This is a genomic window from Lentimicrobium saccharophilum (assembly GCF_001192835.1).
GTDB lineage: Bacteria > Bacteroidota > Bacteroidia > Bacteroidales > Lentimicrobiaceae > Lentimicrobium > Lentimicrobium saccharophilum.
Genome location: NZ_DF968182.1, coordinates 832395 through 855990 on the forward strand (window position 1 = coordinate 832395; position 23596 = coordinate 855990).

At 47.7% G+C, this 23596-nt stretch carries 20 protein-coding genes; 8 read left to right on the forward strand and 12 right to left on the reverse strand.

Annotated features, from left to right (window positions below):
- Nucleotides 1-10: 10 nt before the first annotated feature.
- Both TBC1_RS02945 and TBC1_RS02950 read left to right on the forward strand, forming a co-directional pair.
- Complete coding sequence (locus TBC1_RS02945) at nucleotides 11-1495, forward strand: Gfo/Idh/MocA family oxidoreductase (RefSeq protein ID WP_394330749.1); 1485 nt, start codon at nucleotides 11-13, stop codon at nucleotides 1493-1495.
- A gap of 111 nt (nucleotides 1496-1606) precedes the next feature.
- Nucleotides 1607-2365 (forward strand): 3-keto-disaccharide hydrolase, encoded by a 759-nt coding sequence (locus TBC1_RS02950; RefSeq protein ID WP_062038308.1) that lies wholly within the window; start codon nucleotides 1607-1609, stop codon nucleotides 2363-2365.
- An 81-nt stretch (nucleotides 2366-2446) separates the two neighbouring features.
- Here the strand turns inward: TBC1_RS02950 and metK are convergent, their stop codons facing one another.
- A complete protein-coding gene (gene metK, locus TBC1_RS02955; protein WP_062038311.1) occupies nucleotides 2447-3772 on the reverse strand; it encodes a methionine adenosyltransferase in 1326 nt (441 codons plus the stop codon).
- Between the two features lie 273 nt (nucleotides 3773-4045).
- Entirely contained in the window at nucleotides 4046-4957 is a 912-nt protein-coding gene (gldA, locus tag TBC1_RS02960; protein ID WP_062038314.1) for a gliding motility-associated ABC transporter ATP-binding subunit GldA, read from the reverse strand.
- Between the two features lie 240 nt (nucleotides 4958-5197).
- On the opposite strand from gldA, the gene TBC1_RS02965 reads away from it, so the two are divergent.
- The 6 genes from TBC1_RS02965 (at nucleotide 5198) to tsf (ending at nucleotide 11300) form a co-directional block, all read left to right on the forward strand.
- On the forward strand, nucleotides 5198-6847 hold the full coding sequence (locus TBC1_RS02965) for a nucleotide sugar dehydrogenase (RefSeq protein ID WP_062038316.1): 1650 nt from the start codon (nucleotides 5198-5200) through the stop codon (nucleotides 6845-6847).
- Between the two features lie 704 nt (nucleotides 6848-7551).
- Complete coding sequence (locus TBC1_RS02970; protein WP_082189456.1) at nucleotides 7552-7935, forward strand: GIY-YIG nuclease family protein; 384 nt, start codon at nucleotides 7552-7554, stop codon at nucleotides 7933-7935.
- A gap of 626 nt (nucleotides 7936-8561) precedes the next feature.
- Nucleotides 8562-9017 carry a 50S ribosomal protein L13 gene (gene rplM, locus TBC1_RS02975; RefSeq protein WP_062038319.1) on the forward strand — a complete coding sequence of 152 codons (456 nt, stop codon included), beginning with the start codon at nucleotides 8562-8564 and terminating at the stop codon, nucleotides 9015-9017.
- A 2-nt stretch (nucleotides 9018-9019) separates the two neighbouring features.
- Nucleotides 9020-9406 (forward strand): 30S ribosomal protein S9, encoded by a 387-nt coding sequence (gene rpsI, locus TBC1_RS02980; RefSeq protein WP_062038322.1) that lies wholly within the window; start codon nucleotides 9020-9022, stop codon nucleotides 9404-9406.
- 118 nt (nucleotides 9407-9524) lie between these two features.
- Nucleotides 9525-10433 (forward strand): 30S ribosomal protein S2, encoded by a 909-nt coding sequence (gene rpsB / locus TBC1_RS02985; protein WP_062038325.1) that lies wholly within the window; start codon nucleotides 9525-9527, stop codon nucleotides 10431-10433.
- A gap of 30 nt (nucleotides 10434-10463) precedes the next feature.
- On the forward strand, nucleotides 10464-11300 hold the full coding sequence (tsf, locus tag TBC1_RS02990) for a translation elongation factor Ts (protein ID WP_062038329.1): 837 nt from the start codon (nucleotides 10464-10466) through the stop codon (nucleotides 11298-11300).
- A 229-nt stretch (nucleotides 11301-11529) separates the two neighbouring features.
- Here the strand turns inward: tsf and TBC1_RS03000 are convergent, their stop codons facing one another.
- From TBC1_RS03000 to TBC1_RS03045, 10 genes are all read right to left on the reverse strand, one after another.
- Nucleotides 11530-11979, reverse strand: coding sequence for a GatB/YqeY domain-containing protein (locus TBC1_RS03000; RefSeq protein ID WP_062038335.1), 450 nt, complete (start codon nucleotides 11977-11979; stop codon nucleotides 11530-11532).
- Between the two features lie 15 nt (nucleotides 11980-11994).
- Nucleotides 11995-13608: a cell division protein FtsZ gene (ftsZ, locus tag TBC1_RS03005; RefSeq protein WP_062042686.1), complete on the reverse strand. Its 1614-nt coding sequence runs from the start codon at nucleotides 13606-13608 to the stop codon at nucleotides 11995-11997.
- A gap of 95 nt (nucleotides 13609-13703) precedes the next feature.
- Nucleotides 13704-14966, reverse strand: coding sequence for a cell division protein FtsA (ftsA, locus tag TBC1_RS03010; RefSeq protein WP_062038338.1), 1263 nt, complete (start codon nucleotides 14964-14966; stop codon nucleotides 13704-13706).
- On the reverse strand, nucleotides 14953-15759 hold the full coding sequence (locus tag TBC1_RS03015; protein WP_062038340.1) for a cell division protein FtsQ/DivIB: 807 nt from the start codon (nucleotides 15757-15759) through the stop codon (nucleotides 14953-14955). The genes ftsA and TBC1_RS03015 overlap by 14 nt, the downstream gene beginning before the upstream one ends.
- Entirely contained in the window at nucleotides 15756-17126 is a 1371-nt protein-coding gene (gene murC / locus TBC1_RS03020; RefSeq protein WP_262490398.1) for a UDP-N-acetylmuramate--L-alanine ligase, read from the reverse strand. The genes TBC1_RS03015 and murC overlap by 4 nt, the downstream gene beginning before the upstream one ends.
- An 11-nt stretch (nucleotides 17127-17137) precedes the next feature.
- Nucleotides 17138-18241 carry an undecaprenyldiphospho-muramoylpentapeptide beta-N-acetylglucosaminyltransferase gene (murG, locus tag TBC1_RS03025; RefSeq protein WP_201781670.1) on the reverse strand — a complete coding sequence of 368 codons (1104 nt, stop codon included), beginning with the start codon at nucleotides 18239-18241 and terminating at the stop codon, nucleotides 17138-17140.
- Nucleotides 18234-19406 (reverse strand): FtsW/RodA/SpoVE family cell cycle protein, encoded by a 1173-nt coding sequence (locus TBC1_RS03030; RefSeq protein ID WP_062038346.1) that lies wholly within the window; start codon nucleotides 19404-19406, stop codon nucleotides 18234-18236. Before TBC1_RS03030 ends, murG begins: the two co-directional genes overlap by 8 nt.
- Nucleotides 19407-19501: 95 nt before the next feature.
- Nucleotides 19502-20845, reverse strand: coding sequence for a UDP-N-acetylmuramoyl-L-alanine--D-glutamate ligase (murD, locus tag TBC1_RS03035; RefSeq protein ID WP_062038348.1), 1344 nt, complete (start codon nucleotides 20843-20845; stop codon nucleotides 19502-19504).
- A gap of 3 nt (nucleotides 20846-20848) precedes the next feature.
- Nucleotides 20849-22102, reverse strand: coding sequence for a phospho-N-acetylmuramoyl-pentapeptide-transferase (mraY, locus tag TBC1_RS03040; protein WP_062038351.1), 1254 nt, complete (start codon nucleotides 22100-22102; stop codon nucleotides 20849-20851).
- A gap of 18 nt (nucleotides 22103-22120) precedes the next feature.
- On the reverse strand, nucleotides 22121-23590 hold the full coding sequence (locus TBC1_RS03045; protein WP_062042692.1) for a UDP-N-acetylmuramoyl-L-alanyl-D-glutamate--2,6-diaminopimelate ligase: 1470 nt from the start codon (nucleotides 23588-23590) through the stop codon (nucleotides 22121-22123).
- Nucleotides 23591-23596 lie beyond the last annotated feature (6 nt).

Genomic DNA, 23596 nt, shown 5'->3' on the forward strand with positions numbered 1-23596 from the left:
AGTCAGGAAGATGGAAGAAAAATCCAACACAAACAACGGAATGGACCGTCGTGAGTTTATACGCAACACCGCGTTGACGGCTGCCGGTTTTATGATCATGCCCAGTCATGTGATTTCGGGCCTGGGCCACATCGCGCCAAGCGATAAGCTGAACATCGTGGGCATAGGTGTGGGCGGCCGCGGCGGTGGAGTTATCCGCGCGGTAAGCAGTCAGAATATCATTGCCCTGTGCGATGTTGACTGGAAGTATTCAAAGAAGATTTTTGAAGAGTTTCCGGATGCGAAAAAGTACTACGACTGGCGCAAAATGTTTGATGAGCTTGGTAAATCCATTGATGCCGTGGTGGTTGGCACCCCTGACCATACCCATGCCATCATCAGCATTAATGCCATGAAGATGGGCAAGCATGTTTACTGTGAGAAACCTTTGACGCATTCGGTATGGGAATCAAGACAGATGGCGGAGATTGCCCGGGAATACAAAGTGGCAACCCAGATGGGAAACCAGGGTAATTCAGGAGAAGGCATCCGGCAGGTGTGCGAGTGGGTCTGGGACGGAGCCATCGGCGAAGTGCGCGAAGCCCACGCCTGGACCAATCGCCCGATCTGGCCGCAGGGGCTTGAACGTCCGAAAGAGGTAATGCAGGTGCCCGATACCCTCAATTGGGATCTTTTCCTGGGCCCGGCAAAGGAACGCCCTTACCACTCGATTTATACACCCTGGAATTGGCGAGGCTGGTGGGATTTCGGAACCGGAGCGCTCGGCGATATGGCCTGCCACATCATGGACCCGATCTTTATGTCGCTCAATCTGAAATATCCCGTGAAGGTGCAGGGAACATCCTCGCAGTTTAACACCGAATCGCCTCCTTTGGCTGAAGTGGTAAAATATGTTTTCCCGGCAAGGGAGAAGTTCCACAGGCTGAAAATGCCGGAAGTCAGTGTAACCTGGTGGGATGGCGGGTTGCTGCCTCCCCGTCCCGAGGAGTTGCCCGACGGTGAAATTATGGGCAGGGATTCAAACGGAGGTTGTTTGCTTATCGGAAGCAAAGGGAAAATCATGACCGGTTGTTATGGCAAGGATCCTTTCCTGCTGCCGCTCGATTATGATAAGGACTATAAACGTCCGGCCCCTTCCATGCGCAGGGTAACTACAAGTCATGAGATGGATTGGGTGAGGGCATGCAAGGAAAGTCCGGCCAGCAGGGTGGAAGCCAGCTCGCATTTCGGCTACTCCGGGCCTATGAACGAAATGGTGGTGATGGGCGTTGTGGCTGTCAGGTTGCAGGACCTGAAGCGTGAACTGCTTTGGGACGGTGAGAATATGCGTTTCACCAATATCAGCGACAGCGATGAGATCAGGGTAGTGAAGAGCGATAAATTTGAAGTGATCGACGGGCATCCGCACTTTGATACCCAACACGAAACCATGAATGCAAAAGCCGCGGCAGAGGAATATATCCGGCATACTTACCGGCAGGGCTGGACGATGTAACGGAAGACAGTCCCCGGTGTATGCGCTGCCACCTGCCGGAATAGCACCTTATACCTGGCAGTGTGTTTCAAAAGATAACTCAATCGTTGATTAACCTTAAAACCAAATCAGATGAAAAAAGTAATGTTGATGTTTGTCGTGATGTTTTCATTGTATGCGTGCAACCAGCCGGGGACAAAGCCCGGAGAGGAAAAGGCAGAAGCTCCGCTGGTGAATGCGCTTACCGAAGCCGAAATTGCCGATGGATGGATGCTCCTCTTTGATGGAAAAACTCCGGGCAAATGGCGTGGATATGGCAAGGATTATTTTCCCCAGGGGTGGGTGATCGAAGACAGCACCCTGCGTTGTATCGGTTCCGGAAGGGGTGAAGCCGGATCGCTCGAAGGGGGTGACATTATCTACGACGAGAAGTTTCAGAATTTCGAAATGACCCTTGAATGGAAAATATCCCCGGGAGGTAACAGCGGAATTTTCTACCTTGCCCAGGAACTGCCCGACCTCACTATCTGGCAGACAGCCCCCGAGATGCAGGTACTCGACAATACTACGCATCCTGACGGCCGCGACGGTCTCCACAGCGCCGGTGCACTCTACGATATGATCGGAGTATCCCAGGATAAAGTGAAACCGGTTGGTGAATGGAACCAGGTGAAATTACTGGTTTTTAAAGGCCTGGTTGAGCATTGGCTGAACGGTGAAAAAGTGGTGGAATACCATTTGTGGACGCCCGAATGGAATGAAATGGTGGCCAAAAGCAAATTCCCCCAGTATAATCCCGATTGGGCCAAGATCGCGCAGGAAGGATTTATCGGCCTGCAGGATCACGGCGATGACGTCTGGTACAGGAATATCAAAATCAGAAAACTATAGGGACAAAACAGACTTAACGATAAGAGGCCGGAATCACTTCCGGCCTCTTGTCGTTTCAACTTGTATCTGCAAGGATTTGTATTATATTCCGAAAGCAGCCCTGATCTTTTCAACGTAATCGGTTTCTTCCCAGGCGAAAAGCTTAACCTTTTTAAAGTGCTTGACGATTCCGTCTTCGGTTCTGTCATAGGTTTCGCCGTTATTGTAGTATACCTCAACTTCTTCAAAACGCGGGTCGCGGCCGAAGTGGCCATAGCTGGCCGTCGGGGTATAAATGGGATTGCGCAGGCCGAAACGGTTGATGATGCTGTATGGCCTGAGGTCGAAAAGTTTACTGATTTTTTCGGCAATTACACCGTCAGTGACAGGATTGCCGCTGGCGTCGGCTATTTTACTGGTACCATAAGTGTTGACATAAACGCCAACCGGTTCGGCAATGCCGATGGCATAGGCCAGCTGCACCAGTACTTCATCAGCAACCCCGGCAGCGACCAGGTTTTTGGCAATGTGACGTGCGGCATAGGCTGCCGAACGGTCAACCTTCGAAGGGTCTTTGCCGGAAAATGCACCGCCGCCGTGAGCGCCTTTGCCGCCATAAGTATCCACAATAATCTTACGTCCGGTCAGTCCCGTGTCGCCGTGTGGGCCGCCAATCACAAACTTGCCTGTCGGGTTGACATGTAATTTGAAATTGCCGTCAAACAGTTTCTGAATGTTGTCAGGGAGTGTGGCAATAACGCGTGGTAACAGGATATTCCGGATATCATTTTCGATGGCGAGGCGCATTTTTTCATCCCCTTCCTTTTCGGGCAGGCTTTTGTCGGCAAAGTCGTCATGCTGGGTTGAAATCACAATGGTATCAATACGCACCGGATGGTTGTTGTCGTCATACTCAATGGTGACCTGCGATTTGGCATCCGGCCGCAGGTAGGTCATTTCCTTTCCTTCTTTCCGTATAGCCGAAAGCTCCTGAAGCAGGATATGTGCCAGCTCAATGGGCATGGGCATGAGGTTCCTCATGTCACGGGTGGCATATCCGAACATCATTCCCTGGTCTCCGGCTCCCTGGTTTTCGGGGTCGCTTCGGACTACGCCGCGGTTGATGTCTGCCGACTGTTCGTGAAGAGTGGAGATAATTCCACATGACTCTCCTTCAAAACGGTATTCATTTTTGGTGTAACCAATTTCTTTAATGGTTTTCCGGACTACCTTGTGAAGGTCGACATAGCCATCGGTAAGCACTTCACCGCTGCACACGGTAAGCCCTGTAGTCACCAGCGTTTCGCAGGCGACTTTCGAATTGGGATCAAAACGGAGGAATTCGTCGAGCAATGCATCAGATATCTGATCGGCAACCTTGTCGGGATGCCCTTCCGAAACGGATTCGGATGTAAATAAATAAGACATTACAGTTAATTTTATAGCGTAAATAGTTAAATGGAATCAGTTGATCAATGGCGGGAACTGCTTTAGCATTTTTTTTAATGGTTGCAATCAATCAAATCTCTCCATTCCGGGGTAACCGGCGCTGCAAAGGTAGAAATTTTTATGAAATGATTGAGGATGATCAAAAAAGGAGGGATGATTTAATGATTTTTGGAAGAACATGCTTGAGTCTTGTCCATGACTGAACATCATTATTAACAATTCACATAATATTAGGATAAAAAAATCCTGAAGCTACTTCCTGGTCAGTTGCTGAAACACATCCTCCAGTCTGTTTCCCTGCTTCTGCATCGACAATACAGTGAAGCTGTTTTCTACGGCAAACCTGAATATATCCTGCCTGACATCATGATCTTTGCCTGCCTCAATCAGCCAGCTGTTCCCGCTGATTTTTTTCACATTTACTACACCGGGTAATCCTTTTAGCATTGAGGGCTTCACGTCCTTATCAAATTCTACGGCTATCTGTTCAGTGTTTTCATTGCTGTTCAGCAGATGACCGGTGCTGTCGTCGGCCACGATTTTTCCGGAATTGATGATGATGGCCCGGCTGCACATGGCTTCCACTTCCTGCATAATATGGGTGGAGAGCATTACGGTTTTTTCCTTGCCGATTTCAATGATCAGGTTGCGGATTTCCACAAGCTGGTTCGGGTCCAGTCCTGAAGTCGGTTCGTCAAGAATCAGTACCTCCGGATTGTGGATCATCGCCTGGGCCAATCCCACCCGCTGCCGGTAACCTTTGGAGAGGGCGCCGATTTTTTTCTTTCTTTCGGGCATCAGACCGGTTACCTCCATCATTTCATCCACCCTTTTGGCTGTGTTTTTGCCCAGCTTGTGCACACCGGCCACGAATTCAAGATATTCCCTGATATACATGTCGGTGTACAAGGGGTTGTTTTCCGGAAGGTAGCCCACTTTTTGCCGCACTTCCAGCGATTGTTCCCTGATATCAAATCCGCAAACGCTTACATCGCCGGCGGTTGGCGGAATAAAGCAGGTGATAATTTTCATCATGGTGGATTTGCCGGCGCCGTTGGGGCCGAGCAGACCGACGATTTCACCGGGTTTGATACTGAAAGATACCTGATCCAGCGCTTTTTGCTGACCGTACTGCTTGGAAATATTGCTTACTTTGATCGACATTCAGATAATTTTATTTTTGGACTCACGCAGCAAAGGTATGAAACATAAGGCTATAAGCCGATGGTTTGAAAAATACAGGGCAAGTAAAATAATAAGCATTAGCTGAAAATGATTGTCAGTGTATTACATTTGACGCCTGAAAAATGAACACCTGATTTTTTGAGCCTGGTGCTCAGGTTTATTACCTTTGTTTGTTAATTTCGCAAATATTCATCATCGTTTATTCGTAAATAACTTACTATGGCAACTGAAATTCGCTATTCGGTAAATCCCTCTGGTGAAAAATTCCCGATACCTCAGAAGAAAGATTATGAACTTGAAAAACAAAGGATAGGCAGGCTTGTGGAAACTGCCCGCAGTGAGGGCAAGGAGATTGTGGTTGTGATGGGTGTTGGCTTTGTCGGCGCGGTTATGGCTGCCATTGTTGCCGATACGGTAGATGCAGCGGGCAAGCCTTCGAAATTTGTTATCGGTTGCCAGCGGCCAAGCCAGCGCAGTTACTGGAAGATTCCCATGCTCAACCGGGGCGAATCACCGGTGAAGGCCGAAGATCCTGAAGTTGACCGCATCATCAGCCGTTGTGTGAATGACAGGAAAACCCTCACGGCATCTTTCAACAGCGATGTGCTGGAGTTCGCCGATGTGGTTGTGGTGGATGTGCAGTGTGACTTCTCGAAGCAGGATCTGGGTTATATGAAATCGGGCGAAGCCGATATGGCTGCACTCGAGGCAACCCTCAAGACCATTGGCGAAAAAATTCAGCCACATTGTCTTACCCTGATAGAGACCACGGTGGCGCCCGGAACCACTGAATTTGTTGCCTGGCCGATCCTGAAAAAGGCATTTGCCAAACGCGGTATTGAATCTGTACCCCTGCTGGCCCACAGCTTTGAAAGGGTAATGCCCGGCAGGGAATATGTATCGAGTATCCGCGATTTCTGGCGGGTGTGTTCGGGTTGTGAATCGGAAGCCCGGAAACGGGTGGAGAAGTTCCTGCACGAAGTGCTGAATACAAAAGATTTTCCCCTTACAGTTATGGACCGGCCTATTGAATCGGAAACCACCAAGATTGTGGAAAATTCATACAGGGCAACCATTCTTGCCTATCTGAATGAATGGAGCCTGTTTGCCGAGCGGAACGGGGTGGATCTGATCAAGGTGATCAATGCCATAAAGATGCGGCCAACGCACAGCAACATCATTTTCCCGGGTCCCGGAGTCGGGGGGTATTGTCTGCCAAAGGACGGAGGCCTTGGTTACTGGGCATACCGGCATATACTCGGATTTGAGGACGGTGACGAAGTTTTTAAAATCACCCCAACTGCCATCGACATCAACGATACCCGCTCGCTGCATGTGGCTGAGCTTACCCGGGATGCCCTGCGCAATATGGCCCGTTACATTGCCGGTGCGGAAGTGGTACTTTGCGGAGCGAGCTACCGACAGGATGTCGGGGATACACGCTACAGCGGAAGTGAAATGGTGGTGCGCAAACTCACTGAAATGGGGGCGGAGGTGCGCATCCATGATCCTTATGTCGAGCATTGGTACGAACTGGAGTCGCAGGATACCTATCCTGCCCCCGGACTTTCGTGGAGCCGTTTCTTCCGCAATCAGGAGCACCTGAAAGAGGCCAGGGTAGAAAAAGACCTTCCGGCTGCCCTTAAGGGCGCCGAAGCCATGATTCTGGCAGTGCCGCATAAAGAATACCTGAATCTGAATCCTGATGACATCGTGAAGTGGGCTGGTCAGCCGCTTGCCATCATCGATTGTTTCGGAATTCTGACCGACGATGTGATAAGGCGTTACTTTGAGTTGGGTTGCGAGGTTAAGGCACTTGGCCGCGGACACATACAGCGGATCAAGAATGAGGTGAGGAACACGCTCTGATCATTCACTGGTCTTCACAATCCTTCAAAAGATGCAGGTGCAAGTCTGTGACTTGTACCTCTTTTTCCAGGTGTCTGTTTGGGATTCCTATTGCGTCGAAATAACGGCTAATCTTCCACCCTTTCCCTCTATAAAAGCGGCCTGTCATTTCAAATCCCGCCAAGCGGGATGAGAAATCTGATAAAATTAAAACAGATCTTCAATTTTATCAGAATAATGCAGGCATAAGTCTGTGACTTGTGCCTTGTTTTCCGATTGCCTGTTTGAGATTCCTCCTTCGTCGGAATGACGTTTTAACTGTTGATTAAAGGGGGGTGGCAGTGGGTGGCGGTTTTTCCGCCACCCACTGCCACCCCCCTTTCCCTCTATAAAAGCCACCCACTGCCACCCCCCTTTCCCTCTATAAAAGCGTCCTGTCATTTCGAATCCCGCTCATGCGGGATGAGAAATCTCCGGATAGTTAAACTACTTCATCATAAACATTAACTGTTGTCCGGCTATATTATGAGATTCTTCTTCTGCATGATTGGGACAGTGAAGTGAAGAAATGTCCAAAGAGCCAGTCCCGACACTTTTTCGGGCGGGTTCATAGAAGGTAATCACATCACCCCGTAAAAAGTCTACCGAATAATTTTGACAATTATTCTTAACTTGCACTTATTTAATCCGTTTGTAACATTTTAGCCATTAAACAAATTGTAGTTATGAAGAAAGGTGGATATGTATATATAATGACAAATACAAACTGTTCAACACTATACATTGGTGTAACAAATGATTTATGTCGCAGAATAGGTGAGCATAAGAATCATTTAATCAAGAACTCTTTCACCGATAAATACAATCTTGAGCATTGCATCTATTTTGAGGAATTTGCATCTATAATTGATGCGATTAAAAGGGAGAAAGAAATAAAAAAGTGGAATCGTCAAAAGAAAGAAAATCTAATCAACAGTCAAAACCCCGATTGGAAAGTACTTGTTACAGAACATGGATTTAAAAGGGAGAATGTATCATTTGGCAGGCAAATGGATGATATAGTTCAGGAGTTGCAGGCAAAGGGTGAGATTCCCCCTTCATCGGAATGACGTTTTAACTGTTGATTAAAAGAGAGGCAGTGGGTGGCGGTTTTTCACCCGCCCACTGCCACCTCTTCCCTCAATAAAAGTGGCCTGTCATTTCGAATCCCGCACATGCGGGATGAGAAATCCGATAAAATTAGAACCGATCTTCAGTTTTACCCGAATAATGCAGGTGCAAGTCTGTGACTTGTACCTCTTTTTCCAGGCGTCTGTTTGGGATTCCTATTGCGTCGGAATAACGGCTAATCTTCCACCCTTTTCCTCTATAAAAGCGGCCTGTCATTTCAAATCCCGCCAAGCGGGATGAGAAATCTGATAAAATTAAAACCGATCTTCAATTTTATCAGAATAATGAAGGCGCAAGTCTGTGGATTGTGCATCACTTTTTCCCATCAAAAAATGCGCACCGGTTTTATCAACAATTAATTGTTTACAAATTTGTTAAATAGAAAAAATACTTCTACCTTTGCACCCCTTTTTAAGGGATAAGTGTGTCCGTGAATGGCCGTAACCTGAAGCGTGAGCAGCTTATTCACTTTAAAGGCAGGGTCGTAAATTGCTGTATCTCATGCCCGTGATCAGTAATGCTGACGGCTGGTTTTATTGTTTTTCATCAATAATTCATTTAACAAATGGACACATTAAGTTATAAAACTTTGTCGGCCACACCCGATAACATTCAGAAGAACTGGGTGCTGGTTGATGCAGAAGGCGAGACACTGGGCCGCCTTGCAAGCAAAGTTGCCAACCTGATCAGGGGTAAATACAAAACTAATTTCACTCCCAATCTTGACTGTGGCGACTATGTAATTGTCATCAATGCCGAGAAAATCAAGCTCACGGGCAAAAAACTCACTGATAAGGTTTATGTTCGTCATACCGGTTACCCCGGCGGGCAGCGTTTTGCCACCCCGCAGGAACTCATGCAGAAATTCCCTGAGCGGATTATCGAGCATGCAGTAAGGGGAATGCTGCCGAGCAACAAGCTTGGCGATGCCCTTTACCGTAACCTTAAGGTGTATGTCGGGCCTGAGCATCCGCACCAGGCGCAGCAGCCACAATTGATTAACCTTAATTCAATCAAATAACAATGGAAGTGATCAACGCCCTTGGCAGACGTAAAACTGCCGTAGCCCGTATCTATATGAAAGACGGGAATGGATCCATTACAGTCAATGGAAGGGATTACAAGGAATATTTCCCCACAGGTACATTGCAGTATGTAGTTACCCAGTCGCTTGAAATTTCTGATGCACTTGGCAAATATGATATCAAAGCCAATCTTGATGGTGGTGGAATTACCGGTCAGGCAGAGGCCCTTCGCCTTGCCATTTCAAAAGCGCTGTGTGAACTGAATCCTGAAAACCGTCCTCCCCTCAAAGCTAAAGGATTGATGAGAAGGGATCCGCGAATGGTTGAAAGGAAAAAGCCCGGCCAGAAGAAGGCCCGCAAAAAATTCCAGTTCAGCAAGCGTTAATCCTGAATGGTGTTTAGTATCTAAATTGCCGGGACCTCTGATTTATTCAGCAGTCGCCTGAAACAGCGCTACCCGGTGATTGATTTTCACAGAATGTAAACAATTAACAAAAATTTAAATGGCAAGAACAACTTTTGACGAATTACTGGATGCCGGTTCACATTTCGGACATCTCAAACGTAAATGGAATCCCAATATGGCTCCCTATATTTTTATGGAGCGTAACGGCATTCATATTATTGACCTTTACAAAACCATAGCCAAGATTGATGAAGCTGCCGCAGCGATGAAGCAGATCACCAAATCAGGTAAAAAAGTCCTTTTTGTTGCTACAAAGAAACAGGCAAAGGAAATCGTTGCCGACCATGTGAAATCGGTTGCAATGCCTTATGTTACTGAGCGCTGGCCTGGTGGAATGCTGACCAATTTCGCAACCATCCGTAAGGCGGTTCGGAAAATGTCATCCATCGACAAGCTGATGAGCAGTCCCAGTTTCGAGAATATCTCCAAACGTGAGCGCCTGCAGATTGCCCGCGAGCGTGCCAAACTGGAGAAGAACCTTGGTTCCATTGCCGATCTCAGCCGCCTTCCGGCCGCATTGTTTGTTGTTGATATCGTAAAGGAACACATTGCTGTGGCAGAAGCCCGCAAGCTCAATATTCCCACTTTCGCCATCGTGGACACTAATTCTGATCCCAACCTGGTTGATTTCCCGATTCCCGCCAACGACGATGCTTCCAAATCAATTTCCCTTATCGTTGGAAAAATGGTTCAGGCAATCGAAGAAGGACTTATGGAAAGAAAGATTGATCGTGATAAACGTGCTGAGGAAGACCGGGAAGAGGGCGCATCAGGAAGGCTTGACCGCGATTTTGACCTTGACGAGGATGAAGATGAGGATGCCGTTGGCGGCACTGAGCGTCTGCGCGCTAAAGCAACCCCTGCTGACGAAGCCGGTGGAGACAGCCGCTCACGTAAGCCTGGCACCCGTAAACCGTTGGGTAAAAAACCCGGCCCCCGCAAATAATTCATTAACTTTACTTAATTGTCTGAATTTATGGTAAATATAACTGCTGCTGACGTCAATAAACTTCGCCAGATGACCGGTGCCGGTATGATGGATTGCAAAAAGGCGCTTCAGGAAAATGATGGTGATTTTGAAAAAGCCATCGACTATCTGCGTAAGAAAGGTCAGAAACTGGCCACCAAGCGCGCTGATAAAGATGCCAACGAAGGTATTGTGCTTGCTCGTACCAATGAGTCCAAGGATTATGCCGCCGTATTTATGCTCAATTGTGAAACCGATTTCGTGGCAAAAAATCAGGAATTTGTCGATTTTTCAAATCTTCTGATGTCAAAGGCCATTGAGCATCTGCCGTCGACCATTGAAGAATTTAAAGCGTTGGACGTTAATGGCCGCAATGTTGAGGAGAATATTACTGAAATGGTAGGTAAAACGGGTGAAAAAATGGAGCTGGCTCATTTTGAGGTGATCCGTGCGCCCCGCGTATTTGCTTACAATCATCCGGGTAACCGTCTTGCAACCATTCTCGGGCTGAACAAAACCGGAGCAGAAGGCATTGACCAGGCCGGACATGAAGTGGCAATGCAGATTGCTGCCATGGCTCCCGTGGCTGTTGACAAGGATGATGTACCGGCTGAAACCATTGCCCGCGAAATTGAAATCGGCAAAGAACAGGCCCGTCAGGAAGGAAAACCCGAAGAAATGGTTGAGAAAATCGCCATTGGCAAACTCAACAAATTCTACAAGGAAAGCACCCTGCTGAATCAGGAATTTGTCAGGGATAACAAACTTTCAGTAGGCGAGTATCTCCGTAAACTGGATAAGGACCTTACCGTTACAGGATTTAAGCGCTTTATGCTTGGTGCATAATTTTTACTGAAATTAACTGAGAGGCTATCCGGTGAGGATAGCCTTTTTTGTATTTCCACAGATGGCAATTTGGGTTATGATAAGCAATGTTCCGGTTCTGAAATACTTAATTTTGCTGAATATCTTGTCTACCAGGATAATCCTGACCGCCGGGAACCTCAGGCCCGGAAATATAACAAAAAAAGGCCGCCCTCCGGACAGCCTTCTGCGAGCAATGAATAGAAATATTTCAGGGGTTTAATAGTTCCTTTACAATGCCTGCAATCATTTTATTGTCAGCCTTTCCGGCCAGTTGCTGTGAGGCTGCGGCCATCACCTTACCCATATCCCTGATACCGGTCGCGCCGGAATCCAGGATAATAGCCTTTATCAGCGGGATAATATCTTCCCTTTCGAGTTGCTTTGGCAGGTAGGATGCAATAATATCAGCCTGAAACAATTCTGTTTCCGCCAGATCGTTGCGTTGCTGACCGGAATAGATCTCTGCGGTTTCACGGCGCTGTTTTACCAGTTTCTGAAGAAGCTTCACTTCAACTTCTTCAGTGATTTCGCCGCCACCTTCGCTGGTCATCGCCAGCAGCAGGGCCGACTTTACCGCCCGCAACGCCTCAAGCTTTTCCTTTTCCCGCGCCAGCATGGCTTTTTTGATGTCTTCGTTTATTTTGTCTGTCAGGCTCATGGCTGATGAAAATCATTAATCTACATTATCGTGCAGGAAAGCGTTGTTTTGCCGCATTTCCACCGGATTGTTCTCTGTTTTGAAAAGGGTGTAACGCGATACTTCCGAAGTCCCGGATGACGGAGTGTCCCGTAACTCAACATTCCTGCGTAGGTAGGCTGGTTGGTTTTCCATTTCGGCCAGTCCGTCGGGCGAAGCAATTTTAATGCTGATTTCTTTCAGCCTGGCATATCTGGCATTGGCAATCTCTTCCTGTTTTTCAAGATTGTCCGCATCTTCAGCATCATCTGGATTTTCAGGCCTGAATGACCGCAGGAAATCGAATCCGGGTTCTTTTTCACGGGTTGTTCTTACCGGAGCAGCGATAAAACCATCAGCCTGTTTATCATTGTTTTGTGATGGGTTAACCTTACTCCTTGACGGGTTAAGGTCAAATGTGAAGGTACGCTGCGGTTCCGCCGGTATTTTGGCTTCTGCCGGTGGTTCGGGGGCCGGGGTGGGGGCCGGTGATGGTGCGGTTTTGTCCGTTTCTACGCTCCTGTTGACCAGGGTGATCTCTTCAATCTGTGCAGGCGCCGGCTTTGCCGGTTCTGCCGATTTCGGACCAGCCTGAGCCGGCTCCTGGTTCAACGGATAAACAATGACTTCGGGTTTTCCGGATTCTCCGGTATTCTTGTTTTTGGAATCGAAACCAGTGGCAATGAGGGTAATGCTGATCTTACTGCCCAATGTTTCATCGGTACCGTTACCCCAGATGATGTCAGCGCCGGATCCGGCCTCATGCTGAATATAATCGGTGATTTCCATTACCTCATCAAGGGTGATTTCTTCAGTCCCTGACGAGATATAAAGCAGGATATTGCTGGCGCCGCGGATATTTGCATCGTCGAGCAGGGGAGAGGTCATGGCCATCTGAACGGCTTCCAGCGCTCTGTTTTCTCCTTCGGCCAGTCCGGATCCCATGATGGCTTTGCCGCTGTCCTTCATTACCGTTTTTACATCCTCAAAGTCAACATTGATGTAACCGGTAACCGTGATGATTTCAGCTATTCCTTTTGCAGCCACGGTAAGGATGTTGTCGGCTTTGCTGAAAGCTTCCGAGAGTTTGAGGTCTCCTTCCAGTTCGCGCAGTTTGTCATTGCAGATGATCAGCAAGGTATCTACGGACTTACGCAGTTCATCGATACCTGCACGGGCCTGCTGAGCGCGCTTTCTGCCCTCAAATGAAAAGGGGAGGGTTACAATACCGACGGTGAGGATGCCAAGCTCTTTTGCCAGGGCTGCAATCACGGGAGCGGCTCCTGTGCCGGTACCTCCACCCATACCGGCGGTGATAAACACCATTTTGGTATTACTCTCCAGTATCTTGCGAATATCGTCAATGTTTTCGGAAGCAGCTTCTTTGCCTACCTGAGGGATAGAGCCGGCTCCGAGACCTTTATTACCTAACTGAATTTTCAGGGGCACCGGGCTGGTGTCAAGGGCCTGGCAGTCGGTGTTGCATATCATAAAGTCAACCCCGCGGATACCTTGCTTGAACATATGGGTAACTGCATTGCTGCCGCCACCTCCAACGCCGATTACTTTTATGATGGATGATTGATTTTTGGGCAAATCGAATTTGAGCATATCCGGCATCTTTTGAATCTCCTAAATTAAGTTAATATTAAACGATGATCTACCTGAAAATTGTTGTTTTTATCAACAGTCAACCTGTTAATATCTCAGGTGTTTCCATCTTCTTCAAAGAATTTTTTGATGATATCGAGGAATGATCCCCTGGGTGGTTTTTTGGGTTTTTGTGCAGGCTTCTCCGTCTTGAGTGATTCCTTTTCAAGGCGTTGCAGGCCGATGATGACCAGCCCTATCCCTGTGGCATACATCGGACTGGCCATTTCTTCCGGAACGCCCGGGGCAAGGTGCTCGTTGGGGTAGCCTATGCGGGTGTCCATACCGGTTATAAATTCCGTTAACTGGGTGATATGCTTCAGCTGGGCCCCGCCGCCGGTAAGCACAATCCCCGCAATCAGTTTCTTCTCGTAACCCGAGTTTTTGATCTCGAAGTAGATGTGTTCAATAATCTCTTCCATCCGGGCCTGAATGATACTTGCCAGGTTGCGGAGGGTGATTTCCTTGGGGGGCCTGCCACGCAGTCCGGGGATGGCCACCACTTCTTCATCCCTGTTTTCACTGGCCAGGGCTGAACCGAATTTCACTTTGAGGTCTTCAGCATGTTTCTTGATGATGGTACAGCCTTCCTTGATATCTTCGGTAATAATGTCACCGCCAAAAGGAATGACTGCTGTATGCCTTATGATACCATCCTGAAATATGGCGATGTCAGTCGTTCCTCCGCCAATATCAACCAGCACCACACCGGCCTCTTTTTCCTCATCGCTCAGTACCGCCTCCGCAGATGCCAGGGGCTCAAGCAGGAGCGATTCAACCTCCAGGTTGGCTTTTTTGATGCATTTGAAAATGTTCTTTGCTGCCATGGTCTGGCCGGTGATGATATGAAAGTTTGCTTCCAGCTGATGCCCAAGCATTCCTTTGGGCTGCTTGATCCCGCTCTCACCATCCACAGTATATTCCTGCGGGATAACATCGATGATCTCTTCTCCCGGGTTCATGGCCAGTTTGAACATGTTTTCGTTCAGCCCGTCTATATCTGACTGGCTGATTTCTATGTCAGCGTTCGGCCTGATAATGGACCCGCGGTATTGAATACTTTTTATGTGCTGTCCGGCTATCCCGACATTTACTGTAGCGATATTGGTTTCGGAACGGTTCTCGGCCTCCTTCACTGCAGCGACAATACTCTGTACAGTATCATCTATGTTGGCTACGACACCCCTTTTCACACCGATCGAGTCGGTACGGCCAAAGCCCAGGATATCGATCTTGCCGTTCTCGTTGCGGCGGCCAACGATGGCGGCTATTTTAGTTGTGCCTATATCAAGGCCGACAATAATTTCAGATGGTTCCATATTGTGATGATTTTGAGCATACAACCTGGTCGCGGAACTTGAGGTTAATCATAACATACTTGTTCCATGCGTCATTCCGGATTCCCTGCTTGTAAAACAATTTTAGTTTATTCAGTTTGTCATTCAGTATTGTGGTATCACCCAATAAAATGGTGTGATTCCCCAGCTTGGGGATAAGTTCTATTTCACCGGCTGTATTGATGAAAATCTGTTCAGTCAGTGCCTCCGAAAAAGCGTCCTGTTTGACAGCTTTTGCTGTAAGAAAAACTTTCTGTAATTCCGGGTGCAGGTTCTTCTCCGGTTTAACGTCCCGGTTACGGTCGTTTCCTGATTTTAATGATATGTCAGGTATTTTGCCGTTGGCAACCACCACCCTGGTTGCGAATTCAGCATTTACGGGCATGATAAACCCTTCTGAGTCAATGTAAAACTGCCTTCCGGTTTCGGTAAAAACCCGGAGCAATGGTTGACGCTGCCGGATATGTGCTATTACTGACCCGTTTACTCCAATGGTAATATTGGCCGATCTGATATAAGGATTTTTCCTGAGCAACTCCTGAATTTCTTCAGCCTTGATATCCGCGAGTCTCTGCTTTTTAATCCTGTATCCGGCCCGGGTAATCTGTTGTCTGATGTATTGCTCTGATATCAGCTGGTGCGGGCCGTCGTTGCTGATTCCGATGATAAATTCAGGACAGGTTACTTCCTGCTGCTTTTGATTGGCAAATACAAACAGACTGGCCAGGCCTCCGACCAGTATACTCCAGAAAAATATGACAAAAGCTTTTCTCATTTTTCTTCGTTTCTGTTCAGTAATGCAGTGATTGGCTCAACCAGCTGGTCGATATCGCCTGCGCCCAGGGTAAGCAATAAATCCGGTTTTAACTTGCCTATCAATTCCAGTACACCTGTTTTAGGGCAAAGTTGTTTATCGTTCAGCGTTATTTTATTCAGCAACATGGCAGAATTTACGCCTTCAATGGGCAATTCTCTGGCCGGGTATATGTCAAGCAGGATTACCCTGTCGAGCATCGACAGGCTTTCAGCAAATCCATCGGAGAAGTCTCTGGTTCTGGTATACAGGTGTGGCTGGAAGATACCGGTAATATGGCGCCCCGGGTACAAATCCCTTACCGATTTTATACAGGCTTTTAATTCTTCCGGGTGATGGGCGTAATCATCAATGTATATTACATTTTTGTTTACCACCTGGTGGTCAAAGCGGCGCTTTACCCCGGTGAAGGAGTTGATTCCTTTTCTGATTTCCTCTTCTGTGGCCCCGTTCAGCCAGCTCAGGGCTGCAGCGGCAATGCTGTTCTCAATATTGAAGAGTCCCGGCAGGGCGGGTTTGATTCCGGTAATGATTCCTCCTGGTGTTTTGATGTCGTAATGGTATTGTCCATCAATCATCCTAAGGTTTAATGCAGCAAAATCAGCTTCCCCTGACATTGAATACCGGTATATTTTAACTCCGGGTTTAGTCTTCAGGTTCAGGTCCAATCCCATTTTGATAACCATCTGGCCGTTTTCACGGATTTTCTCTGAAAAGTTGGTAAATGAAGCCTTAAGATTATCATGCGTTTTGTAAATGTCCAGGTGATCTGCATCAACCGAAGTAATCACCGCTGCCTGCGGGTTTAGTTTCAGAAATGAGCGGTCAAACTCATCGGCTTCGGCTACCATAAATTTGCTTTCGGGCATTAGCAGCAGGTTGCTGTTATAATTTTTGGCAATTCCACCCAAAAAGGCAGTACAACCTTGGGCCGATGAATACATGATGTGGGCGAGCAGACTGCTTACAGTGGTTTTGCCATGCGTTCCTGCAACGGCAAGGGTATGCTTGCTGTCGGTTATTTCTCCCAATAGCGCTGAACGTTTAATCATTCTGAACGAGCCCGAGGATGCTTTGCGGAATTCTTCCAGGTCAGCCGGAATGGCGGGGGTATAAACAATGAGATCGGTATCATCGGGAATCAGGTCCGGCCGGTCATCATAATGTATTTTCATCCCCTCCTTTTCAAGGGCAGTAGTCAGGCTGGTAGGCGTTTTGTCATAGCCATGCACTTTCACCCCTGCTGCATTCAGGTAGCGGGCAAGGGCGCTCATTCCGATGCCTCCGATCCCCAGAAAGTAAACAGTGTGCAGTGCTTCAGTTTTCACAGTCCAGCTATTTATTTGATGATACAACTTAGTATAATTTCTGCGATCTCAGCGGCAGCTTTACTTTTTCCCATAGTCAATATGTTTGCAGATAATTGCATCTTCCTTTCATTGTTACCGGCAAGTTCGATGGTGGTCTTCACCAGCTCCCGGGCGCATTCACTGTCCTTTACCATAATAGCGGCATCAGCAGATACCAGGGCCATCGCGTTTTTTGTCTGGTGGTCCTCGGCTACATTGGGTGAAGGAACGAGGATGCCGGGCTTGCCGGTGACACAGAGCTCCGATATGGCGATGGCTCCCGCCCGCGATATTACAAGGTCGGCGGCGGCATAGGCAAGATCCATGCGTGCTATAAAAGTGTACTGCCGGATGCCTGAGTTTTCGAACGGCAAAACAGCCGCCGAAGCCTGATCAGCATAATATTTTCCTGTTTGCCAGATCAGCTGGATGCCGGAATCGGCGATTTCTTTCAGGCCCTGATGGATGCTCTGGTTTATGGTAAATGCGCCCAGACTGCCTCCGACAGCGAGGATGGTTGGCTTATTTCTGTCCAGTCCGAAAAATTCAAGGGCTTCCTCTTTTTTGGCATTGGCATGTACAATTTCAGCCCGCACCGGATTCCCGGTCAGCACAAGCTTGGATGCCGGGAAGTATTTTTCCATTCCGGAGTAAGCCACGCAGATTTTCTTTGCCTTGCGCGCCAGCATTTTATTGGTAATTCCGGGATAGGAATTCTGTTCCTGCAAAATGGTCGGGATTCCTAATGCTGCAGCAGCTTTCACGGTCGGTCCGCTGGCATATCCGCCCACACCGACAACGGCATCTGGTCTGAATTTTTTAATAATGGACCGCGCCTTAATACTGCTATGTATCACTTTCACCGGGAATAACAGGTTTTTCCAGGTGAGTTTCCGCTGAAGACCGCTGATCCATAAGGCTTCAATCGGATAGCCGGCCGCCGGAACCTTTTCCATTTCCATCCGTCCTTTTGCCCCTGTAAACAGGATGTTGATTCCCGGTTCCAGATTTTTCAATGCATCAGCAATGGCAATAGCCGGGAAGATGTGTCCGCCCGTCCCTCCACCGCTGATGATAATCCTTTTCTCAGGCAACGGCATGTTCAGCTTGATTTTGTTGTTTAACTTCTTTTTGTTCTTCTTCAATTTCCCGGCTTACGCTTAGAATAATTCCGATAGAAATACTGGTAAACCAGATGGAAGTACCGCCCATACTGATTAGCGGGAGTGTCTGACCGGTGACCGGTATCAGGTTAACTGCCACCATCATGTTAATCATCGCCTGAAACACCAGACTGAATGCAACGCCAAAGGTGAGAAAAGCGGCAAAATTGCGCGGACTCCTGATTACAATTTTAATAGCCCTGAAGAGCAGCACCAGGTAAAGCAGCACGACCAGTATTCCGCCGATCAGACCATACTCTTCAATAATTATGGCAAAGATGAAGTCGGAGTATGGATGTGGCAGGAAGTTCTTTTGTGTTGAATTGCCGGGCATTCTGCCGGTCAGTCTGCCATTGGCGATGGCTATTTTCGCCTGTTCCACCTGATAATTCCCGTCGCTGTCCCCGCTTCTGAAGTTTTCTATCCTGTTTTGCCAGGTGCCAACGCGCTTGCCGAGTTGAGGAACATTGATAACAATAACAATCAACAGGGTCATACTTACAAGACCTATACCTACCAGGGCAAGGATATAGCGCAGCCTGACCCGCCCTATAAACATCAGCACCAGGCAGGTGATGAAAATCATCGCGGCTGTAGAGAGATTTGCCGGCAAAATCAGCAGTGTTATTAGCAACACCGGCAGCAGGATGGCAATAAAACCTTTTTTGAAATCTTCAATGTTTTCCTGTTTTTTAGCCAGCAAGCGGGCGACAAAGATGATCAGCGCCAGCTTGGCAAAATCGGATGGCTGAAAAGTCAGATTGATCAGTGGCAGCGTGTACCAGCGGCTGGCTTCATTCACATTGGTGCCGAACATCAGCGTGTAGGCGAGGAGGGGTACAGATATATATATGGCAAGCTGTGAAATACGCGCGTAGTATTTGTATTTCACCTGATGGGCCAGGTACATAAGGACAAAACCGAGCAGCAGAATCCCGAGATGCTTGATCAGATAATATTCAGTGTTGCCTGACTGATAGCGGAAGGCAAGCGTTCCTGTAGAGCTGTACACCGCCAGCACCGAGAAAATTGAGAGCAGAAAAACCACCGCCCAGATTACCTTATCGCCTTTTATATTATTCAGGATTGTTTTCATCCGTTTTGCTTAACATTCATGCGGTTGAACTCTGTTTATGATTGCCGTTTTTATTCGGGATGTGTTTTGTTCAATGGGTTTCTAAGATCAATTGCTTACAAGGCGTGCACTGCTGCCTTGAACTGCCGGCCGCGGTCCTCGTAATTTTCGAAAAGGTCAAAACTGGCGCAGGCGGGGGCAAGCAAAACCACATCATCCTTCTGTGCCAGGTAATAGGCAGCATTTACCGCATCGGCCGCCGACCTGGTTTCCGTAATTACAGGAATGATGTCTTTGAATGCTTCAACCAGGGGCCTGTTATCTACACCAAGGCAAATCAGGGCTTTTACCCTTGACTTCACAACATCATAGAGCTTGGTGTAGTCATTCCCTTTATCTATGCCTCCGGCTATCCAAATCACGGGTTTGTTCTGGCTTTCGAGCGCCCACCATGCCGAGTTGATATTGGTTGCCTTGGAATCATTGATAAATTCAATGCCATGGATATTGGCCACATGTTCCAGACGGTGTTCAACATGCTGGAAATCTGACAGGCATTGCCTGATGGTCTCTTTTCTGATGCCGACCAGTTTGGCTGCAACGCCTGCTGCCATGGAATTGTAGATATTGTGCTTGCCTTGCAAAGCCAGTTCTTCGATTGTCATACTGAACGTTTCCCCTTTTATGTTGAATATTATTTTATTGTCTTCTATGAATGCGCCCTCATGCCCCTGGTCATGAAGGCTGATGCGGAATACCTGCTGATTCAGCGGCGTGTTTTTGATCATTTTCGACGATACTTCATCGTCACTGCACCAGATGAAGGCGTTATCAGCTGTCTGATTCCTGATGATGCGCATTTTTGAAGCAGCATATTTCATCAGGTCATGTTCGTACCGGTCAAGGTGGTCAGGGGTGATGTTCAGCAGTATGGCCGTGTCAGCGCGGAAACGGCTCATTCCGTCCAGCTGAAAACTACTCAGTTCCAACGCGTATACATCGTAATCCTGACCAGCTACCTGACGGGCGAAGCTGTTGCCTATATTTCCGGCAAGTCCTGCATTCAATCCTGCCGTATGCATCATATGCCACAGCAGGCTGGTAGTGGTCGTTTTGCCATTGCTCCCCGTTATGCATATTTTGGAGGCATTGGTGTAGCGGCTGGCAAATTCGATTTCGGAAATGACACGAATGCCTTTATCAATGGCTGACTTCACCAGCGGTGCACTATCGGGAATGCCCGGACTTTTAATGATCTCCGTAGTGTTTTCGAGCAGGTTTGCGCTGTGCCCCCCTTCTTCAAACGGAATCCCGTTTTGGATCAGTTCATTTCTGTATTTTTCATTAATGGGTGACTGATCTGAAACAAATACTTCCAATCCCCTGCTCCTGGCGAGCAAAGCAGCTCCGGTCCCGCTTTCGCCGGCTCCGAGAATGACTGTTTTGGGGTTGGAATACATAAATTATCTGATTTTAAGAGTTACTATGGTGAAAATTGCCAGCATAATGCCAACAATGAAAAAGCGCATCACGATCTTAGGCTCGGCATAACCCAGCATCTGGTAGTGATGATGAAGCGGCGACATCCTGAATATGCGCCTTCCTTCACCGTACTTCCGTTTTGTTCTTTTGAAATAACTCACCTGCAGGACCACTGAAAGATTTTCGGCAAGAAAAATTCCGCAGAGAATGGGAATCAGTAATTCTTTCCTGATCATGATCGCCAGTACCGCGATGACACCTCCCAGTGAAAGAGAGCCGGTATCACCCATAAAGACCTGAGCCGGATAAGTGTTGTACCATAAGAATCCGGTACACGCCCCGACAAAGGCACTGACAAAAATGGTCAGCTCTCCGGTGTCGGGCAGGTACATGATGTTCAGGTAATCGGCAAATACAAAGTTGCCTGATACCCATGCCAGTATACCCAGGGTTGCCCCGATGATCGCTGAAGTGCCGGTAGCCAGACCATCGATCCCGTCGGTCAGGTTGGCGCCATTCGAAACCGCTGCAATAATCAGGATTACAATGGGTACAAATACAATCCAGGCATGCTTCATGGCCTTTTCGCCTAATGGCTTCAGGATGAGCGCGTAATCGAATTCATTATTCTTGAAAAATGGTATGGTCGTCTTGGTTGATTTAACACTGGACCGTGAAAATCGCTGATCATGGTCGTCTACCTTTTCAAATTCGCTGAGTTCAGAGGCTGAGCGGGAGCTTGTCTGCATGATTTTTTCACGGATTACCACATCATCATGGAAGTAGAGCGTAAAACCAACGATCAGACCGATGATAACCTGGCCCAGAATCTTAAATTTGCCTGCAAGTCCTTTTTTGTCCTTTCTGAAAACTTTTATGTAATCATCAAGAAAACCGATAAAACCCAGCCATACAGTGGTGATCAGGATGAGAATAATATAAATGTTGTTGAGTTTGGCAAAGAGCAGCGTTGGGATTACAATCGCACTGAGAATGATCAATCCACCCATGGTAGGAGTGCCTTGTTTTTGTTTTTGGCCTTCCAGGCCAAGATCCCTGACAATTTCGCCTACCAGTTTCTTTTTAAGATAATTAATCAGTGATTTTCCGAAGAGCAACGATATGGTGAGCGAGGTAATTACCGCCAAAGCAGCCCGGAAGGAGATGTATTGAAACATTCCGGCTCCCGGGAAATCGAAGGTCTTGTCCAGATAGTCAAACAGATAGTATAACATATTCTGCCGGTTTGGTAATTAATCCTCTTTTCTTGGAATTCCAAAGCATTCACGCAATTCTTCCCTGTCATCAAAATGATGTTTCACGCCCATGACCTCCTGATAGGTCTCATGCCCTTTTCCTGCAATCAGGATAATATCTTCCTTGGTCGCCATGGTGCATGCGGTGCGGATGGCTTCGCGACGGTCACTGATTACCAGGCAATGTCTCTTCCTTTCGGGAGACACACCGGAGCGCATATCGTTCAGTATGTCTTCAGGGTTCTCGGTCCGGGGATTGTCAGATGTAAGAATGGTTAAATCGCTGTTTTCTGTCGCTATAGAAGCCATGACCGGTCTTTTTGACCTGTCTCGGTCACCTCCTGCTCCAACCACTGTAATCAGTTTTCCTTTTCCTTCGCGGATGGCGTTAATGGTGCTGATCACATTCAGCAGGGCATCGGGGGTGTGCGCGTAATCCACAATACCCACCATGCCTGATGGTGATTTTATGTATTCAAACCGGCCGTCTACAGCCTTCAGTTTACTTAATGCTGTAAGACAGGCCTCCTCGTCAGCGCCCAGCATTACAGCGGTTGCGTAAATATTCAGAAGATTGTAGGCGTTGAAGTTTCCGACCAGCCGGCACCAGACTTCGTGACCATTTATATTGAGCTGAAGCCCGTCGAAATGGTTTTCCAGAATCCGGCAATGGAAATCAGCCTGACGCTTGATGGCGGCTGTTTTTACCCGGGCGCGTGTATTCTGCACCATCACCGGACCGTTGCGGTCATCAATGTTCACAACGGCAAAAGATTCAGCGGGGAGATTATCAAAAAATGTCTTTTTGGCTTTCAGATAGGCATCGAAAGTCTTATGGAAATCCAGGTGATCATGCGTAAGGTTTGTGAAAACACCTCCGGCAAAGGTAAGGCCGGTAATACGTTGTTGAACTACTGCATGTGAGCTTACTTCCATAAAGCAGTATTCGCAGCCTTCATCTGCCATGGCCCTGAGAAGCGCGTTAAGGGCTACTGCATCGGGTGTTGTATGTGTTGCCCGGATCTCCCGCTCATGAATTTTATTTCTTACCGTTGAGATCAGGCCGGTTTTATATCCCAGGTTTTCAAAAAGCTGATACAGCAGTGTGGCGGTCGTAGTTTTTCCATTGGTACCGGTTATTCCGGTAAGCCGGATCTCTGCCGAAGGATTGTCATAAAAGTTGGAAGCCATCATTGCAAGTGCCTCAGCACTGTTCTCAACTTCAGCGTAAGTAATGTCTTCCCTGATATTTTCAGGCATGCGCTCGCAAATCACCGCTTTTACACCTGCCTTAATTACCTCATCAATAAAATTATGTCCATCGGTCAGGGTGCCTCTGGTGGCTACAAATACTTTCCCGCTTGCAGCTTTCCGTGAATCGAAGATGATTTCATCAACAACAACTTCAAGGCTGCCGTTTATTCTCCGGATCCTGCATTTGTACAATATTTCCTTCAGCGTTTTCACTGCTAT

Excerpts from the sequence above, each read along its gene's own strand:
- TBC1_RS02945 (WP_394330749.1), top strand. The coding sequence starts at position 11 with ATGGAAGAAAAATCCAACACAAACAACGGAATGGACCGTCGTGAGTTT.
- TBC1_RS02950 (WP_062038308.1), top strand. The coding sequence starts at position 1,607 with ATGAAAAAAGTAATGTTGATGTTTGTCGTGATGTTTTCATTGTATGCG.
- metK (WP_062038311.1), bottom strand. The coding sequence starts at position 3,772 with ATGTCTTATTTATTTACATCCGAATCCGTTTCGGAAGGGCATCCCGAC.
- gldA (WP_062038314.1), bottom strand. The coding sequence starts at position 4,957 with ATGTCGATCAAAGTAAGCAATATTTCCAAGCAGTACGGTCAGCAAAAA.
- TBC1_RS02965 (WP_062038316.1), top strand. The coding sequence starts at position 5,198 with ATGGCAACTGAAATTCGCTATTCGGTAAATCCCTCTGGTGAAAAATTC.
- TBC1_RS02970 (WP_082189456.1), top strand. The coding sequence starts at position 7,552 with ATGAAGAAAGGTGGATATGTATATATAATGACAAATACAAACTGTTCA.
- rplM (WP_062038319.1), top strand. The coding sequence starts at position 8,562 with ATGGACACATTAAGTTATAAAACTTTGTCGGCCACACCCGATAACATT.
- rpsI (WP_062038322.1), top strand. The coding sequence starts at position 9,020 with ATGGAAGTGATCAACGCCCTTGGCAGACGTAAAACTGCCGTAGCCCGT.
- rpsB (WP_062038325.1), top strand. The coding sequence starts at position 9,525 with ATGGCAAGAACAACTTTTGACGAATTACTGGATGCCGGTTCACATTTC.
- tsf (WP_062038329.1), top strand. The coding sequence starts at position 10,464 with ATGGTAAATATAACTGCTGCTGACGTCAATAAACTTCGCCAGATGACC.
- TBC1_RS03000 (WP_062038335.1), bottom strand. The coding sequence starts at position 11,979 with ATGAGCCTGACAGACAAAATAAACGAAGACATCAAAAAAGCCATGCTG.
- ftsZ (WP_062042686.1), bottom strand. The coding sequence starts at position 13,608 with ATGCTCAAATTCGATTTGCCCAAAAATCAATCATCCATCATAAAAGTA.
- ftsA (WP_062038338.1), bottom strand. The coding sequence starts at position 14,966 with ATGGAACCATCTGAAATTATTGTCGGCCTTGATATAGGCACAACTAAA.
- TBC1_RS03015 (WP_062038340.1), bottom strand. The coding sequence starts at position 15,759 with ATGAGAAAAGCTTTTGTCATATTTTTCTGGAGTATACTGGTCGGAGGC.
- TBC1_RS03030 (WP_062038346.1), bottom strand. The coding sequence starts at position 19,406 with ATGAAAACAATCCTGAATAATATAAAAGGCGATAAGGTAATCTGGGCG.
- murD (WP_062038348.1), bottom strand. The coding sequence starts at position 20,845 with ATGTATTCCAACCCCAAAACAGTCATTCTCGGAGCCGGCGAAAGCGGG.
- mraY (WP_062038351.1), bottom strand. The coding sequence starts at position 22,102 with ATGTTATACTATCTGTTTGACTATCTGGACAAGACCTTCGATTTCCCG.